The sequence below is a fragment of the Streptomyces himastatinicus ATCC 53653 genome, assembly GCF_000158915.1.
Classification (GTDB): Bacteria; Actinomycetota; Actinomycetes; order Streptomycetales; family Streptomycetaceae; genus Streptomyces; species Streptomyces himastatinicus.
The window spans coordinates 8,917,307-8,930,929 of sequence record NZ_GG657754.1; the positions used below are offsets into that span (position 1 = coordinate 8,917,307).

Annotated in this window: 10 protein-coding genes, 1 tRNA gene and 2 pseudogenes; 11 read left to right on the forward strand and 2 right to left on the reverse strand. The window is 68.8% G+C overall.

What is annotated here, in order from left to right:
- Positions 1-28: 28 nt before the first annotated feature.
- From SSOG_RS38060 to SSOG_RS52755, 8 genes are all read left to right on the forward strand, one after another.
- Positions 29-1,048, forward strand: a complete 1,020-nt coding sequence (locus SSOG_RS38060; RefSeq protein ID WP_009719633.1) for a LacI family DNA-binding transcriptional regulator — start codon at positions 29-31, stop codon at positions 1,046-1,048.
- A 91-nt stretch (positions 1,049-1,139) separates the two neighbouring features.
- On the forward strand, positions 1,140-2,483 hold the full coding sequence (locus SSOG_RS38065; protein WP_039939672.1) for an ABC transporter substrate-binding protein: 1,344 nt from the start codon (positions 1,140-1,142) through the stop codon (positions 2,481-2,483).
- Between the two features lie 165 nt (positions 2,484-2,648).
- Positions 2,649-3,581 carry a carbohydrate ABC transporter permease gene (locus tag SSOG_RS38070; protein WP_245606469.1) on the forward strand — a complete coding sequence of 311 codons (933 nt, stop codon included), beginning with the start codon at positions 2,649-2,651 and terminating at the stop codon, positions 3,579-3,581.
- 6 nt (positions 3,582-3,587) lie between these two features.
- Positions 3,588-4,430, forward strand: a complete 843-nt coding sequence (locus SSOG_RS38075) for a carbohydrate ABC transporter permease (RefSeq protein ID WP_009719636.1) — start codon at positions 3,588-3,590, stop codon at positions 4,428-4,430.
- Positions 4,431-4,565: 135 nt separating this feature from the next.
- On the forward strand, positions 4,566-5,834 hold the full coding sequence (locus SSOG_RS38080; RefSeq protein WP_039939673.1) for a glycoside hydrolase family 16 protein: 1,269 nt from the start codon (positions 4,566-4,568) through the stop codon (positions 5,832-5,834).
- 113 nt (positions 5,835-5,947) lie between these two features.
- Positions 5,948-6,415 (forward strand): DUF3592 domain-containing protein, encoded by a 468-nt coding sequence (locus SSOG_RS38085; RefSeq protein WP_039942384.1) that lies wholly within the window; start codon positions 5,948-5,950, stop codon positions 6,413-6,415.
- Between the two features lie 19 nt (positions 6,416-6,434).
- Positions 6,435-6,848 (forward strand): hypothetical protein, encoded by a 414-nt coding sequence (locus SSOG_RS38090; protein ID WP_039939674.1) that lies wholly within the window; start codon positions 6,435-6,437, stop codon positions 6,846-6,848.
- Positions 6,839-6,941: transfer RNA gene (locus SSOG_RS52755), tRNA-Pro, on the forward strand. Before SSOG_RS38090 ends, SSOG_RS52755 begins: the two co-directional genes overlap by 10 nt.
- 516 nt (positions 6,942-7,457) lie before the next feature.
- On the opposite strand, the pseudogene SSOG_RS38095 reads toward SSOG_RS52755, so the two are convergent.
- A pseudogene (locus tag SSOG_RS38095) lies at positions 7,458-7,738 on the reverse strand (DNA-binding protein); the annotation flags it as partial.
- Positions 7,739-7,863: 125 nt separating this feature from the next.
- On the opposite strand from SSOG_RS38095, the gene SSOG_RS38100 reads away from it, so the two are divergent.
- The 3 genes and pseudogenes from SSOG_RS38100 to SSOG_RS38110 all read left to right on the forward strand — a co-directional run bounded on the left by SSOG_RS38100 (position 7,864) and on the right by SSOG_RS38110 (position 12,690).
- Positions 7,864-8,223, forward strand: a complete 360-nt coding sequence (locus tag SSOG_RS38100; protein ID WP_009719640.1) for a hypothetical protein — start codon at positions 7,864-7,866, stop codon at positions 8,221-8,223.
- Between the two features lie 53 nt (positions 8,224-8,276).
- Positions 8,277-12,054, forward strand: a pseudogene (locus SSOG_RS38105) (RHS repeat-associated core domain-containing protein); the annotation flags it as partial.
- Between the two features lie 387 nt (positions 12,055-12,441).
- The gene (locus tag SSOG_RS38110) at positions 12,442-12,690 is read left to right on the forward strand and encodes a hypothetical protein (protein WP_009719642.1); all 249 of its coding nucleotides are present in this window, start codon (positions 12,442-12,444) and stop codon (positions 12,688-12,690) included.
- A gap of 293 nt (positions 12,691-12,983) precedes the next feature.
- Here the strand turns inward: SSOG_RS38110 and SSOG_RS38115 are convergent, their stop codons facing one another.
- Positions 12,984-13,622, reverse strand: a complete 639-nt coding sequence (locus tag SSOG_RS38115; protein ID WP_009719643.1) for a leucine-rich repeat domain-containing protein — start codon at positions 13,620-13,622, stop codon at positions 12,984-12,986.
- Between the last annotated feature and the right edge of the window lies 1 nt (position 13,623).

The following is a 13,623-nucleotide window of genomic DNA, read 5'->3' on the forward strand; positions in this document are numbered from 1 at the left end:
GATGTGAAACAGACGGGAGAAAAGCGCTGTGAGCGTCAGCATCACCGATGTCGCCCGCGCCGCCGGAGTCTCGGCGTCCACTGTGTCCCGCGCGCTGCGCGGCCAGCCGGGCGTCTCCGGCGAGGTCGCGGCGCAGATCACGGCAGTCGCCGCACGGCTCGGCTATACGGCGTCCCGCTCGGCGTCCAGCCTGGCCAGCGGGCGCACCTTCACCATCGGGGTGGTGGTGCCGTACGTGGGCCGCTGGTTCTTCGGCACCGTGCTGGACGCCGCCGAGCACGTGTTCAGCGCCGCCGGGTACGACGTCCTGCTGTACAACCTGGGCTCGCCGGAGACACGCAAGCGTTTCTTCACCAAGATGCCGGTCCGCAAGCGGGTGGACGCCGTGCTGTCGCTGCTCATCCCCGACGAGGAGGAGTCGGCCGCGCTGCGTTCACTCGGGGTGCCGCTGGCCACCACGGTCGGCGGCGCCCGGCCCGGGTTCACCGTGGTCGGCATCGACGACCGGGCCGGGACGGAGAGCGCCGTCCGGCATCTGGTGAACCTCGGCCACCGCCGGATCGGCATGATCAGCGGGTCGAGCGGCCCGCAGCACTGGACCACGCCCATCGCGCGCCGCCAGGCGTACCTGGAGGTGCTCGCCGACGCCGGGATCGAGCACGATCCGGCGCTGGAGGCGGACGGCGACTACACCGTCGAGGGCGGCGAGCGGGCCATGACCGAACTGCTCGCCGCCGCCCGGCCGCCGACCGCCGTGTTCGCGCAGTCCGACGAGATGGCGATGGGCGCCCTGCGCGCCCTGCGGCGGCACCGGCTGAGGGTGCCCGACGACGTGTCCGTCGTCGGCTTCGACGATCACGAACTCGCCGATGTGGTCGGGCTGACGACCGTGGCCCAGCCGGTCGCCGGGCAGGGCGCCGAGGCCGCCCGGCTGCTGCTGCGGCAGCTCGACGAGCCGGACGCCGGGCAGCCCGGGCAGGTGCGGATGCCCATCCGTCTCGTCCTGCGTGAGACCACCGCCCCGCCGCGCCCGCGCGGACCCCAGTGACCCCTTTGCCGTCAGGCCCCGACGTCCCACAACCCCACGCCGGAAGCACCCGAGTACCACGGACCCTCGCACCGCACCGGAGGCACGAACCATGAGCTCGACCAACAGAAGGTACCGTCGCACCGCCTGTACGGGCGTGGCCCTCGTTCTGCCCCTCGCGGCACTGGCCGCCTGCGGCGGCGGCAGCGGCGCCGACGTGTCCGCGGAGGCGGGCAGCGGCAAGGGCGCCATCAGCGTCTGGGCCCACCAGGGGCAGAAGAGCGAGAGCGCCGCCCTGCGGAAGGCGGTGAAGTCCTTCAACTCCTCCCAGCACAAGATCAAGGTCGAGCTGAAGCTCATCCCCACCAACGACTACACCAAGACCATCACCGCCACCGACGCCTCCAAGCTTCCGGACGTGATGGAGTTCGACGGCCCGACCATGGCGAACTTCGTCTACAACAAGAAGCTCGCCCCCATGGACTCCTACGTCTCCGCGAAGACGATGTCCAACGCCACCGACGCCGGCAAGGCACAGGGCGAGATCGACGGCAAGCACTACGGCCTGGGCATGTACGACGCCGGGCTCGGCGTCTACGGCAACAAGAAGCTGTTGGACGCGGCCGGGGTCAAATACCCGACGAACCTGTCCGACGACTGGACCGCCACCGAGTTCACGGCCGCGCTCAAGGCGCTGGGGACCAAGGACTCCGACGGCAAGGTCGTCGACCTCCAGGAGAACAGCGGCTACGCCAACGAGTGGGGCACCTTCGGCTTCGCGCCGGTCCTCTGGTCGGCGGGCGGCTCCCTGCTGAAGGACGGCAAGGCGGAGGGCGCCCTGGACACGCCCGCCGCGCTGTCGGCGATGAAGACCCTCCAGTCCTGGAAGCCGTACACCGACCCCAACACCGACGGCAACGCCTTCGCCAACGGCCGCGTCGCGCTGAGCTGGGTCGGCCACTGGATGTACCCCGCCTACAGCAAGGCCCTCGGCGACGACCTCGTCGTGCTGCCGCTGCCCGACTTCGGCAACGGCCCCAAGACCGGCCAGGGCTCGTGGGCCTGGGGCATCGGCGCGAACTCCAAGAACGCCAAGGCGGCCGGGACCTTCCTCGACACTCTGCTGAACGACACCAACGTCACCGCGATGACGACGGCCAACGGCGCTCCGCCCGCCACCAGGTCCGCGCTGGCCAAGAGCGAGCTGTACCAGCGGGGCGGCCCGCTCCAGCTCTTCGCCGACCAGCTCGCCAAGCCCTGCCGCGACAGCGACGTCACCAAGACCTGCGTCGCCGTGACCCGCCCGGTCACCGCCGGATACCCCACCGTCACCGCCAAGTTCAGCGACGCCCTGAACGCGATATACGGCGGCGCCGACCCGAAGGGCGCCCTGGAGAAGGCCGCACGCGCCATCGACCGGGACTTCTCCGACAACGCCGGTTACAAGATCCCGTAGTCCCGTAACCCCGTCATCCCGTAGGACGCTTCGGCCGGGGCGGGACCGCTCACGACGCGCAGGACGCGTACGGCGGCACGCCCGTCCCGGCCGGGAACAGGACACCCCGTGAAGACCGTGGAACCCGCGCCCGCCGCGCCCTCGAGGAGGGAGCAGGGCCCGCCCGTGAACCCCGTGAAGCGCGCGCGGCCGGTGCGTACGAACCGAGACTGGGCGCACGGACTGCTCATGTCCGCGCCCGCCGTCGCCGGACTCATCGCCTTCGTCGGCATCCCGTTCGGCTACGCCGTCGTCCTCTCCTTCTACAACGTGCGCCTCGGCTCCCCGCTGGAGCCCACCTTCTTCGGGATCGAGCAGTACCGGCGCCTGTTCACCGACCCGGACCTGTCCGGCCCGTTCCTGCGGGCCCTGCTCAACAACCTCACCTTCGCCGTGGTCGTCGTACCGCTCCAGACGGGCCTGGCGCTGGGCCTGGCCATCCTGCTCAACCGCAAGCTGAAGGGGATCGGCCTGTTCCGGTCGCTGTTCTTCATGCCGGTCGTCTTCCCCATGGCCCTGGTCGCCGTGATCTGGCGGCTCATCCTCGCCCGCAGCGACGAGGGTCTGCTCAACTCCGCGCTGCACGCGGTGAGCTTCGGCAACTGGGGCGCCTTCGACTGGCTCGGCGACGGCGCCACCGCGATGGCCTCGATCATCGTGCTGTCGGTGTGGCAGGGCGTCGGCTTCCAGATGGTCATCCTGCTCGCCGGGCTCCAGCAGATCCCCGGCGAGCTCTACGAGGCCGCCGAACTCGACCGGGCCCCCCGGTGGCAGCAGTTCCGCCACGTCACCCTGCCCGGCATCCGCGGCACCCTCGTCTTCGTCGCCATGCTGACCTCCGTGCTGTCCTTCCGGGTCTTCGACCAGGTCTACGTCCTCATTCACGGCGGAGGTCTCGACGAGGACGCCACCCGCACGGTCATGTACCAGGCCGTCACCACCGCCTTCGACCAGAACAACATCGGCCAGGCGTCCGCGATCACGGTCGTCTTCTTCCTGATCGTCGTCGCCCTGACCCTCATCCAGCGCCGCCTCGTCCGGCCCGACAACGAGGACTGACCCACGATGGCCACGACCCGCGCACCCCTGCGCCGTTTCGCCGACTACGCCGTCCTCGGTATCCTGGCGTTCATCTTCGTGCTGCCCGTCCTGTACCTGCTCCTGGGCAGCCTCAAGCCCTCGGACGAGGTGCTGAACGGTCTGACCGGCTTCCTCCCCACCCACTTGTCCTTCGACAACTACGCGGCCGTCCTGGACGCCCTCAACTCCGACAGCACCGGCTACTTCTGGCGCTTCATGGGCATCTCGCTGCTCGTCGCGTTCGTGGTCGTGACCGGCGGCCTCTTCGTCAACTCGATGGCCGCGTACGGCATGTCACGGCTGAAGTGGCGCGGCCGGGAGGCCGTCTTCACGCTCGTGCTGCTGCTGATGCTGGTCCCGTTCGAGTCGGTGGCCGTGCCGCTCTTCTACATGTTCAACGACCAGCGCGACACCATCTTCATCCAGGCGGTCCCGTTCATCGCCAACGCCTTCTCGATCTACCAGTTCCACACCTTCTTCCGCTCGATCCCGCCGAGCATCGAGGAGGCCGCCCGGCTGGACGGTGCGGGCCCCTGGCGCACGTTCTTCGCGGTCATCGTGCCGATGTCGAAGCCGGTGTTCGCCTCGGTCGCGATCCTCACCTTCCTCATGCAGTGGGGCTCGTTCCTCTGGCCGGTCCTGATGGTCTCCGACCCCTCCGTCCGCCCCCTCCCCCTGGAGATGAGCGTCTTCCAAGGCCAGCAACCCCCGGACTGGGGCCAGATCCTCGCCTTCGGCGTCCTCCTCGTCCTGCCCGTCCTGATCGTCTTCGCCTTCTTCCAGCGCTGGTTCGTCCAGGGTGTCGCCAGCTCCGCCGTCAAGGGCTGACCACTGAGAGGCACGGCGGACTGGTCCAGACCAAACTCTTGACAGGGTTTCCCTTCACTTCTTAAATCACGTAGTGAACTGAGTATCTGTCATGTTCCGCTCACCCCCCACTCCGGACGTCTGGAAGGGAGAGTCATGGACTCCCCGCGTCTGCCCCGGCGATTACTGCTGTCCTTCGCCTCGGTTCTCGCCCTCATGTCGCTGTCCACCGGACTGGCGCAGGGTGCGCCCGTTTCCGCCGTGGATCCCGCCGCGCCACCGGCGGCTGCCGCCGCCGTCACGTTCTCCGACGAGTTCGACGGGCCCGCGGGCTCCGCCGTCGACGGCGGCAAGTGGCAGATCGAGACGGGAGACAACGTCAACAACCATGAGCGGCAGTACTACACGGCAGGCAACCGCAACGCCGCCCTCGACGGACAGGGCCATCTGGTCATCACCGCCCGCCGCGAGAACCCCGGCAACTACCAGTGCTGGTACGGAAGATGCGAGTACACCTCCGCCCGGCTGAACACGTCCGGCAAGTTCACCACCACGTACGGCCGGGTCGAGGCCCGGATGAAGGTTCCGCGCGGGCAGGGCATGTGGCCGGCGTTCTGGATGCTCGGCAACGACATCGGACAGGTCGGCTGGCCCAACTCGGGTGAGATCGACATCATGGAGAACGTGGGCTTCGAGCCGTCCACCGTCCACGGCACCCTCCACGGCCCCGGATACTCGGGGTCCGGCGGCATCGGCGCCGGGTACACCCTGCCCGGCGGCCAGGCGTTCGCCGACGCCTTCCACACCTTCGCCGTCGACTGGAGCCCGAACGCGATCACCTGGTCCGTCGACGGAACCGTGTACCAGCGGCGCACCCCCGCCGACCTCGGCGGACGGCAGTGGGCGTTCAACAAGCCCTTCTTCCTGATCCTCAACCTCGCGGTCGGCGGCTACTGGCCCGGGGACCCAGACGGCAGCACGGCCTTCCCCCAGCAGCTCCTCGTCGACTACGTCCGGGTCAGCACCGACAGCGCACAACCGGGCGGCGGCGCCATCACCGGCGTCGGCGGCAAATGCGTGGACGTGGCGGGCGCCGACAACGCCAACGGCACGCCCGTACAGCTCTATGACTGCAACGGCTCGGCCGCACAGCAGTGGACCGTCGGCAGCGACGGCACGATCCGCGCGCTGGGCAAGTGTCTGGACGTGGCATCGGGCGGCACGGCCGACGGCACCCCGGTCCAGCTCTACGACTGCAATGGCAGCGCGGCCCAGCAGTGGGCCGTCCCCGCGGCCCGCGACATCGTCAACCCGCAGGCCGACAAGTGCCTGGACGCCACCGGCGGCGGTTCGGCCAACGGCACCCGGCTCCAGATATGGACCTGCACCGGCGCCGCCAACCAGAAGTGGACGGTGACCCGGTAACCACGCGGCGCCACCGACGACAGCCGGACCGTTCCGAAGTGCGGGACGGGAACACGGCGACTGGGATGTCAGGGATAGCGTCCCTCTCACACCGGACAAGTGAGGGGGACATCGTGAGGTTTCAGGTGCGTGGGCGGGGTGGCCGCCGGTGGGTCCCGTTCGTGGTGATCGCGTTCGGGGCGCTGTTCTTGGCCATCGGGCTGATCCTCGCGGGGGTGTCGGCGTCGTTCCTGACGGACGCGAAGCGTGCCCGGGGGACGGTGGTGTCCTTGGAGTGGCGGAACGACCACGAGACCTCCCCCAGGACGCAGACGGACGACAAGCCCGCGGCGTACCCGGTGGTCGCGTTCACCTCGGCGGACGGCGCGCCGAGGAAGTTCGAGGACTCCACGGGGTCCAACCCACCGTCGTACGAGCTGGGTGAGCGGGTCGAGGTGCTCTACGCCCCGGGTTCCCCCGAGGACGCGCGGATCAACGGGTTCGCCTCGCTGTGGCTGATGCCGCTGATCTTCGGTGGGATCGGGTTCGTGATCGCAGGGATCGGGACAGGGGTTGCGGTGGCGACGCGACGACGTTCCTAGGCCGCGTACTGTCGGCCCCGTGCCCCGCCACCCGAAGAAGCCCCGCCGCTTGGTCGCCGAAGGGCGCGCGTACCTGTGGACGCTCCGCCACAGCCACCGCGTGCTGGACAGCGGCCGGGCCGCGGACTGCCGCGAGACCCTCACGCTGTACCCCCAACCGCCCGGCACCGGCGGCCCGCTGCGCATCGTCTTCGCCGACGGCCCGGGCCGGTACGTCCCGGGCGGGTTCCCGCTGGGCTCCGGGGACGTGGGATACGTCCGGGGCGGCTCCCTGAACCTGCACGAACCGGGCGCCGTCCGGGCCCTGCTCGACGCGGCGTCGGCCCGCGGATGGCAGCCGGGGGACCGGCGGGCGGCGGAGGTCGACGGCTGGCCCCTGCTGGAGGCGGCGGTGGCGGCGCGAGCCGGTGACGTCGGCCCGCACGGGCCGTAGGGGGTGGCTCCGGCATCCCCTCACTTTCCCGGGAATCGGGGGCACACTTGACTGGGGGTCAAGGGGGCGCAGGTTCAAATCCTGTCGTCCCGACGGTGCGGGAAGGCCCGCTGGCAGGGAGAAACCCCGGGCCAGCGGGCCTTTCGTTGATCCTTCGCGACCGAGTACGCGCGGGCCCACTGGCCCGGGCGGGTGGCGAAGACCCGGGACGAGGTCAGCGACGCGCTGACAGCTGTCACAGTGGCGATGCTGTGGGACCTTCCTGGCCGGCCGAACGGGCAGCTGCTGCGTCGTGCCCTGCGGCACTGGGCGTTCCTCGTGCCTGGGCCGGGGGAGGTGCCGGCGGAGGACCGGCTGGTCCTGCAGTGGGTGGCGAAGGCGTCCCGGCCCCCTGGTGCACCTGCACGATCCGGTCCTGGTGCGCGATGTGCTGGAGTCGCTGCGCCGCCGTATGACTTGTGGCACTCGGCGCTGTCCACCTGGCTGTGTGCGGACGCGGACCCAGCTGAGGTTGCCCAGCGCGCCGGTAACAGTGTCGCGCTCCTGCTGAGCCGGTACGCGAAGTGCCTGTCTGGTCCGAGAAGCGCAGCCCCGCGGTGAGGTGCCGGGTCAGACCTTGATTACGGTGGCCCGTCCGCCGCACAGCACGGTCAGATCTTCGGGATCCGAGGTGAGGATGGCGACCAGTACGGGCGTGGCGAGGGCGATGGCGCTGAGCATGGCGTTGATGGCGTACGTGTGGCCGTGCAGGCCGGCGTCGGCGAGGAGCGCGGCAGCGTGGCGTGCGATCGGCTCGGTGACAGGTTCGACGACCAGGCGCGACAGAGTCACTCCAGGGCCGGGCGGTTGATCCGGGGGCGGGCCGCCTCTACCAGGGTGGCGCCTGACGTGGTCGGTCCACGTATGACCACGGCTTTGCGCATGTCATACCCCTGATTGGCTGAGTCCCCGTTCATGACCTCATATAGTGAACCCTTTGCCATGCGTTCGTTCGGTCGAAAGGGGGAGGCGTCGCATGGGCAGCGGCAGCGGCGGCGGCAGGGTCCTGGACATCAAGGTGGCGGACATCAAGTCCGTGTCGCCGACGTTCCATCACCAGGCGGTCAAGCTGAGTGAGGCGCTGACCACGCTGATCAATACGCTGGACGGCTATGGCGGGCCGTGGGGGGACGACAAGCCGGGCAAGGACTTCGCGAAGCACTACAAGCCGAACCAGAAGCACATCGAGTCGGCGACCGGCGTCCTCGTCCTCGGCCTGACCAGCATCCACGAGGCGATGCAGGACATGGCCGACGGCCACGTCGACAACGACAAGCTGATCGAGGGCATGTTCACCAAGGCGAAGAACGCGCCTGGCAAGGACGGCCACAAGTGAGCATCGGTAGCACGGTCGAGGAGAAGGCCAAGGCAATTCTGCTGTAGCTGGGCATGTGGTGGCCGGACGCCAACTCCGGCACCCTGCGCCACGCCGCCGACGCCTGGCGGACCTTCGCTGACACGGTGGATGACGTGCGCGCCGCGACCAACAAGGCCGCCACCACGCTCATCCACAACAACAAGGGCGAGGCGATCGACGCCTTCGAGACCTTCTGGGGGCGTTATGCCAAGGGCAAGGACGAGGGCTGGCTGAGCGACCTGGCCACGTCCGCCCGCAGTATGGCCAAGGCGCTGGACAAGTTCGCCGACAAGGTCGATGAGGCGATCGAGGAGCTGTGGACGCAGATCGCCATCGATGCCGTGGCGATTGTCGCCGGCGGGCTGCTGACCCTGCCGACCGGGGGCGCTTCCGACGCGGTCGCCGGGGAGATCATCGCGATGGCGGCGGGCCTGGGTGTCGCGGTGGAGGGGGCGGTGGCCACCATCGCCGCGGAGATGCTGGTCGGCGCCGTGTACACCAGCATCGCGTCGGTCACCGTCGATCTCGCCGTCGCGCAGCCGGCCAAGATCGCCCTCGGTCAGCAGGGTGGGTTCAGCCTGGATGAGGTGAACGCCGCCGCCAAGGACGGCATGATCTACGGGGGCCTCTTCGGCGCCGGGGCGGGTGTGCTCAAGCCCGGCGTGCTCCCCAAGACCGGCGGCGTTCCCGGCTTGTTGAAGCCGCCCGGGATCCGCCCCAACCTCATTGGGAAGGGCCCCGCCGGTCGTTTTGCCAAGGAGACTCCGAAGGTGGGCGAACCCATTGACATCGCGACGGGCGCGATGCTGATGGAGCAGACCGACCTCACGCTCCCCGGCTCCCTGCCGCTGGTCTTCGAACGCACCCATATGTCGTCCTACCGGGGCGGCGTCAGCTTCGGCCCGACCTGGTCCTGTCTGCTGGACGAGCGCATCCAGCTCGACTCCGAGGGCGTCGTCTTCGCCGCCGCCGATGGCATGCGGCTGGTGTACCCGGTGCCGGAGCCCGACGTTCCCACCCTGCCGGAGAAGGGCGCGCGCTGGCCGCTGGAGTGGGACGGGAAGCCGGACGGCGTCATGACCGTCACCGACCCGGGGACCGGTGTCGTACGGACCTTCACCCGCCCCGCCCCGACGGAGGAGTCCAGCGCGGTCCACCTGTGGCTGGAAAGCCTCCAGGACCGCAACGGCACACGCATCGACATCGAACGCGCCCTGGCAGGCAACCCCCTGGCGATCCGCCACTCCGGCGGCTACTACGTGGCCGTCGACACCGACGAGCACCGGCGCGTTACCGCCCTGCGCCTGCTCGACGAGGCGCCCTCGATCTACGAGCCCCAGGGCCGCGACGGTGCCGGCACGATGGTGATGCGCTACGCGTACGACGAGGCCGGTCACCTCGCCGAGGTCATCAACTCCAGCAACCAGCCGATGCGCTACACCTACGACGCGCAGGGCCGGGTCACATCCTGGACCGACCGCAACGGCACGTCGTTCGCGTACGTCTACGGCCCGGACGGCCGGGTGATCCGCACCGAGGGCAGCGACGGCGTCTACAACGGCACCCTCGAATACGACGACGCCGCGCGCACCACCGTCTACACCGACTCCCTCGGCCACCGCACCACCTACCGCTACAACACCGACGGCCAGGTGACCGAGGAGACCGACCCGCTCGGCCACACCACCCTCACCACGTGGAACACCCGAGGCGACCGCCGCCTCTCGGTCACCGACCCCATGGGTCACACCACCCGCTACGCCTACGACGAGGACGGCAACCTCACCGCTGTCACCCTCCCCGACGGCAGCGAGGCCCGGGCCACGTACAACGATCTCTGCCAGCCTGTGGAGGTCACCGAACCGGGCGGCACCACCTGGCGCCACGTCTACGACGGGGCCGGAAATCTCCTCACCACCACCGACCCCATGGGGTCGACCTCCACTTACGGCTACACCGAGCGGGGCCACTTGGCCGAGGTGACGGACGCGCTGGGCAGCACCACGCGCCTGACCCCGGACCGGACCGGGCTCCCCAACGCCGTAACGGACCCGCTGGGACACACCACGAGCGTCCGCCGGGACCCCTTCGGCCGGGTGGTGGAGGCGACGGATCCGTTGGGCCGCACAACCCGTATGGGCTGGACGACCGAGGGCAAACCGGGGTGGCGGGAGGAGCCGGACGGCGCCCGGGAGAGCTGGACCTGGGACGGCGAGGGTAACCTCCTCACCCACACGGGCCCGGCAGGCAACACCACCCACCAGACGTCCACCCACTTCGACGTCCCCGCCACCCGCACGGAGCCCGACGGCGCGAGCTACGCCTTCGCCTACGACACCGAGCTGCGCCTGACCCAGGTCACCAACCCCCAGGGCCTGACCTGGACGTACACCTACGACCCGGCGGGCCGCCTCACCGCCGAGACCGACTTCAACGGCCGCACCCTCACCTACACCCACGACGCGGCGGGCGACCTGCGGACCCGCACCAACGGCGCGGGCGAAACCCTCCACTTCACCCGGGACGTGCTGGGCCGCACGACGGAACAACGCGATGAGTCCGGCGCACGGACGACATATGCCTACGACGCGCAGGGCACCCTGACCCAAGCGACGAATCCGGACGTCGAACTGACCCTCGAACGGGACGCGGTGGGCCGAGTCCTGTCAGAAACGGTCAACGGTCGGACGACGACGTACGCGTATGACGCCGCAGGCCGCCGTATCGAACGCACGACGCCCTCGGGCCTGAGGAGTGTCTGGACCTACGACGAGTCAGGCCGCCCCGCCCAACTGACCACGGGCACGGCCGGCACCCTGACCTTCACGTACGACGCTGCGGGCCGCGAGACGGAACGCCGCATCGGCGAGTCCGTGACGCTGACGCAGACCTGGGACAGGGCAGACCGCCTCGCCACCCAAACGATCAACGCAGGCCACCGCCGCGAGACGGGCCGGATCCTCCAACACCGCTCCTACGCCTACCGCCTGGACGGCTACCTCGCCGAGATCCGCGAACTCACCTCGGGCACGCGCCGCTTCGACCTCGACTCGGTCGGCCGCGTCACCGCCGTGCATGCGCACGGCTGGACCGAGACGTACGCCTACGACACGGCGGGCAACCTCACCCACGCCACGGCCCCGGATCACGAAACCCCCGGCGACCGCTCCTTCACCGGCACGATCATCCACCGCGCGGGCCGCACCACCTACGAACACGACGCCCAGGGCCGCCTCACCCGCCGCACCCGCAAACTCCTCAACGGCCAGACCCGCACCTGGACCTACACCTGGAACCCCGAAGACCGCCTGACGAACGCGACCACCCCCGACGGCGAGCACTGGCACTACACGTACGACCCCCTCGGACGCCGCATATCCAAACAACGCCTGGCCGCGGACGGCACGGTGGCGGAATCGGTGACCTTCGCATGGGAAGACACCCGCCTCGCGGAGCAATCCACACCAGAGGGCAAGCACACCACCTGGGACTACGCCCCAGACACCCACCGCCCCCTGACCCAAACCGACCACACGTCACTGGTGCGCGAGCCCGGCCTGGCAACACCGCACCACCCTCTGGGGCACGGACTTCCCCTCCCCAGTAAGCCCGGAGGCCGTTGACTGCCCTCTCCGCTTCCCCGGCCAATACGCGGACGCAGAAACGGGGTTGCACTACAACTATCACCGCCATTACGACGCCGAGACGGCCCGCTACATCACCCCCGATCCTCTAGGCATCGAACCGGCGCTAAATGACTATGCGTATGTTGCTGATCCGCTCAGCTGGATTGACCCGCTGGGCCTGGCGGGATGCAAAGCTGGAAAGGTCAATTGGGTTACAGAGGGTACAACCCGATCGGCAGCCGCAGATGCGTATGAATCTGGCGCACATGGGGCTCGAAGTGAGGTTTCCTCACAGAAGAGGCTTGTCCCTTCGCTTGATTATGTAAAAGCAGACGGCACTCCTGGGGCGGTTCGCTTCGATGGGCTCCGCGATGGCCAGTTGATCGATCGGAAACTCGGTGTCGCTACCACTCCCAAGTCGAAGCTGGGCCGCGACCAGGCAATCCATGGCTCTCGACCAGAACGGGCGAACAGCTGTCTGGGAGGTGGCGGATCAACGTGCGTACCGGCGGGCTACTAGAATGCTCGGGCAGCAGAACATCATCAATATCAAGGTGAGGATAGTTTCGCCATGAATGCCATCATTGCTCGCGCGCTGATCGAGCTGCTTGTATCCCTTGAGCTGTCCGACGAAGAGTCTGTCTCCGTGGAGGCGTCGGCGGCTCTTGCCGAGGATGCCGCCACGTCGCTAGGGGCTCTGTCGGATACCGAGCGAGCGGAACTCATCTCGATCATTACCCAGATGGCTGAAGAAGCCGGGGACGAGGATCGTCGGCAAGTTCTCCTGGACCTCCCTGAAGGGCTTGGCCTTACCGAGTGACCAATGTGCTCGACCTTTGTGAATGCATCCCGGCATCGTCAGCTCGGCGCGCCCCAGGCGGCGGTGGGATCTCTGCCGTCGCGCCGAGTACCCGCACGCGCCGGGTGAGTTGGTGGCGCAGGGCTCCACCCATGCTGGTGTGGGGGAGGCTGGGTCGGCGCGTACAACGCTATCGGTGCGGCCCCACCTGCACGGCGCAGGCGATCACCTGGCTCGCATAGCCCCTTCGGTCGAGGGAGGGCAGTCAAGCGTGGTCTCACGCTCAGAGCTTGCCGGAGACTTGGGTCGGGTCGTCAAAAGAGGGCTTCGATGTCGCTGGGACTGGTGACCAGCAGGTGTTCCAGTTCTTGAGGGGTGATTTTGATGTGGCCGCCCTCCGGGGTGTCGGTGCGAGTCAGGCCAGGACGGGACAAGCGGTGGTGATCGCCGTACTGATAGTAGGAGAACGGGAGCCCCGCCGCGTGCAGTGCGCGGGTGAGGGCCCATTCCCGTTCTTCTGAAGCCTGTACGTCGACGCCCTTGTCCCGCAGCTCGGGGATGACCTCCCGGTATGACATGTCCGACAGCGGGTTGCCTCTGACGTCGAGCAAGGTCAGTCTCGCGCACTCCAGGGTGGGCGAAATGTCCGCGACGAGGTTGCGTTCCACGCTCAGCACGAGCAGCGAGGGTGCCGTGCGGACCGCTCCGATGTCACGGACGTCGCTGTCGGAGACCGTGAGGCTCTCGAGTGCGGGGAATCCGCCCAGGTCCGGGATCTTGTTGCTGCCGTGGCCAGACAGGATCAGGATTCGCAGGGACTTACAGCGCTCGAGCCCGGAGCTGCCACGGGCATGGTGGACCACCAAGTCCATGATGCTGTCGAGTTCCTCATCCCGGAACGGTGCCGGGTGTCCGACTTCGAGGGTGATCGCTTCGGCGATAGCCGGTTCCATC

What these genes read in the sequence shown, in the direction of transcription:
- SSOG_RS38065 (WP_039939672.1), top strand. Translation starts at nt 1,140, where the DNA reads ATGAGCTCGACCAACAGAAGGTACCGTCGCACCGCCTGTACGGGCGTG.
- SSOG_RS38075 (WP_009719636.1), top strand. Translation starts at nt 3,588, where the DNA reads ATGGCCACGACCCGCGCACCCCTGCGCCGTTTCGCCGACTACGCCGTC.
- SSOG_RS38080 (WP_039939673.1), top strand. Translation starts at nt 4,566, where the DNA reads ATGGACTCCCCGCGTCTGCCCCGGCGATTACTGCTGTCCTTCGCCTCG.
- SSOG_RS38100 (WP_009719640.1), top strand. Translation starts at nt 7,864, where the DNA reads ATGGGCAGCGGCAGCGGCGGCGGCAGGGTCCTGGACATCAAGGTGGCG.
- SSOG_RS38110 (WP_009719642.1), top strand. Translation starts at nt 12,442, where the DNA reads ATGAATGCCATCATTGCTCGCGCGCTGATCGAGCTGCTTGTATCCCTT.
- SSOG_RS38115 (WP_009719643.1), bottom strand. Translation starts at nt 13,622, where the DNA reads ATGGAACCGGCTATCGCCGAAGCGATCACCCTCGAAGTCGGACACCCG.